Source organism: Rhodococcus sp. P4_B6 (assembly GCF_056402215.1).
Genome location: NZ_JBFUHV010000358.1, coordinates 1 through 3,269 on the forward strand (window position 1 = coordinate 1; position 3,269 = coordinate 3,269).

The window sequence follows — 3,269 nt, forward strand, 5'->3', positions numbered from 1 at the left end:
GAGATGGCATCGTCGATGGAGGCCATATCCAAGAGTTCTTCGTGCCAACGACGCATATCGTCCGCACCATACAAATCTTTCACGCTTCGCGAGAGGACGCAGAGTTCACCGATCGCTTCTGCACGAAGTTTCGGATCCGATTCCTGGCCTTTGAGACGTTCGATGGTCGGAGCCAATGCCGCTGCAAGTAACGGATCCTGCTTGCTGATGTGCCTCGCCACACGAAGAAGACCGCTCAGCTCCGCGGTCTCATCGGGAGAAGGGCGGGGCACATCCTCATCCAGCTCGGACAAGGTTGCGACATCGCCGGCAAGCCGGCGATCTACGAAGTTTTCACCGTCACCAGTCAATTCGTKCAGGTGATAACGACGATCCCCCGGCCCACCGGACTTGACGCGGTGCACCAGCTTTTGCTCCCGCATCGTACGCAGAGCACGCGAGGCGACCTCAGTGGCGCAACCAACATGTTTCCCCAGATCTGTCGGCCCTGCAGGAGCCTCCGCCAGCGCGAAAAGGATCCGTTCCTTGACTGTTCTTTGACCACTCGCTGTGCCGCTGGTGGAGGACGAGCTGACCTGGAGGGTTTGGAAAAGGCCGACCAAAAGCGCGTACACCAGGCGTAGCTCACTTGAGCGCTCATCAACCTCTGCGACCTGCTTAATCTGTGCAGCGGCTACGACCGACTTCACGTCTTTCACCGACGGAGTCGACGCAACGACGTCCGCGGTGACCTGCCCCAGCAGATGAGCAAGCTGGAAAACGTCGCCATCGGCCGGTTCGTCCAGCAGCTCTAGCAATGCAGCAACGGCCTTACTCATGCCAACCTCCAGCCGGAAGAATCTCAGGTCCTGAGACTACATGACCTATAGTTGATCGGCTAGGGGTAGCTAAGTCAACAGGACTGTCGATCGTTCGCTGGCACGGAAGTGGACCCGGTGTGGCGCGACCGCCGATTTGGGTGGTCGTATGCGCCGTGTGGCCTCAAGGGGATCGGCGAGAGGAAGGGCGAAGACAGCGATCGTGACGTCGCCCGGAGCTGACATCACTTCCTGCTCAGTCCCACCCGTGGGTGTGTCGACGCTATCGGTCGGGTTCGGAGCTCGCCATGTCGCGGGACCATTGGCGACGACAACCGTGGCCTGACAGGCTGCGCTGACAGTGCCCGCCGAGAGTTCGAAGCCCACTGTTTTCTCGGACATCGCCGAGACAATGACCAGTCCCGGGTGGAGCTCCGCGACCGCGTTTACCACGACGCGGTCGAGGAAATCGGCGCAGATGAGAGGGATCATCGACCAGTCGATCCCCGAGTGGATCCGTAGTGTGTCCGACCGGTCGATGCCCTCATCGCCGGCTAGGTTTGTTTCTAGCCCGCTGCTAGTTTTCGTCTCCGGCGGTCCATTCACGTACCGCCCGACCTTGTCATGGTGAACGACGTGTAGCTTGGGTCCGTAAATTACAGAGAGGCGATTGAGGCGTCGGTCGCCCTCCTCCAAGTGCCGACTTCCCGCGATAACCACGGACGGTCGGCGCTCGCCGACGTTGTTGGTCGACAGCGCCTGCTTGATGATTTGCTCGGAATCGTTTGTCGCCGCAAGTTCGGGAAGAACAAGAATTTCGATGGACTGTTCGTGACAGTATTCGATCGATTCCTCAAGAATCTTGTTCTGCCGATTTTTGTCCTTGACCGACACGCCAAAGAAGCCCGTGGGCGACATTTCACCGGTAGAAAACTCGATTGGGAAATTCTGGTTCGGCGTCACCGTCAAGATATTGACGCTGGAACCCAGAGCATTATCGAGTGCAACGCCTGATTCGGGATCGTAAATGACCTTGAGAAATCCATGCGCCGAGGAATTCCAGAGAGCTAAGCCCGGAACCCGATCAACCGAGAGGACGCTGCCCGCGTCTCGAGGCCGAGCTGAGAACCCTCCGCCGGGGTACATCGGAGTTAAGGATGCCTCCGGTGTTGGGTAGGGGTCGAGATCCTTCAGCACCCGGATTCCTCGTGAGTGGCACATCACGTTGTAGTACCGAGGGTCCCTGTCTCGAACGACAAGATCGATCCCTACGGCCAGAGCACGTGCCATCTCCACGTGGTCGTCACGGGATAGACAGTCGACGATGTACTTCTTGCTGGATTTACTCAAGTAGGTCGTGGACAACTCGTCGCGTATCTGTCCGACAATTGTTGCCGCTCTCCCGCGCTCAGCTACCCGCTGCGTGAAGTCAGAGAGTAGATCGGCATGACCACGACAAAACGCCAGCAACGCGGTCAGAGCATCGACGAGGTCTCGTGCAGCATCAATACGCTCGAGCAGCAATGATCGCTCATCCAACACGGATTTCCTTGTCTCTCAGGGGTAATCAACTCTAATCTGATCCTCCGCACAATCTACAGAGAATGGAGCTCTCCGACCGATTTACGAAGAACCTTGTGAGAACTCGTTGACGCCACCGCCCCTCCACGGCATTGAAGCTGCCCTCCACACTTTGCACGCCCGCCAGATYGATCCGCACCGCAAGCCCCAATCTCTCCCTGCTTCCCATTCCGCTCAGTCCTTCGACACGCTCAACACGGTGACGTCGTCGACGAAGTCGACACACTCGAAGAACGCGCGTGCCGCAACGCCTCCTCCATGCCACAGCGTGATGGATACTCCCCGAGCTGGTCGACGCCCAACGAAAACCCCACCGCATCGTTTGATCTACATCCGCATGTCCAGTCGTGGACACGAACCTGCCTCTCGACGAGCGGCCGGGGCGCAGCCCAAGCCGCCAACGTGGCGCGCGGCTGGCGATCCGGAACTTAGGGAGAAGGCCATGAGCACGGGTACTTGTACGCCGCAAAGGGGTCGACCGGTTCAATCACCGCGCCGGGATAGTCGGTGCGGCTCGTTCACCGTCGCGCTCGCTCTCCTGCCCTGTGATGGACATTCGACTTCCTCGTCTTGGACGACGGCACCTACACGACTTGGTTCTCGCCTTCGTGATCGAAGGCTCGAAAGTGCAGCCGCCACCGTCGGCTTCCTGCTCACCCACCCCGTCCAGACGGTCATCTTCTGCTCGTCAGCACGGCGCTCGGACGCTTCGCCTTCCGCTGATCCACCCGCGCTCGGGCCTGGCCGCGCCCTCCGCAGACCGCGGCTCACCTTGCTTGTTGCCGGGTGCTACTACCAACAGGGGAGAATGCGTTGGTAATTAGTGCGTATCGAAAGTTCGGCTGGGCGAAAACCAGAGCCGAAGAGCTTCAGACCAGCGTGAACGAGTAT

2 protein-coding genes are annotated in these 3,269 nt (G+C 59.2%); both read right to left on the minus strand.

All coding sequences use genetic code 11. The features are described 5' to 3' along the window. Window positions 1–818: hypothetical protein (locus tag AC1DWT_RS50285; RefSeq protein ID WP_477926175.1), on the minus strand; the 818-nt coding region annotated here is incomplete at its 3' end. Window positions 819–887: 69 nt separating this feature from the next. Beyond that, window positions 888–2,339 carry a hypothetical protein gene (locus AC1DWT_RS50290; RefSeq protein WP_477926176.1) on the minus strand — a complete coding sequence of 484 codons (1,452 nt, stop codon included), beginning with the start codon at window positions 2,337–2,339 and terminating at the stop codon, window positions 888–890. Window positions 2,340–3,269 lie beyond the last annotated feature (930 nt).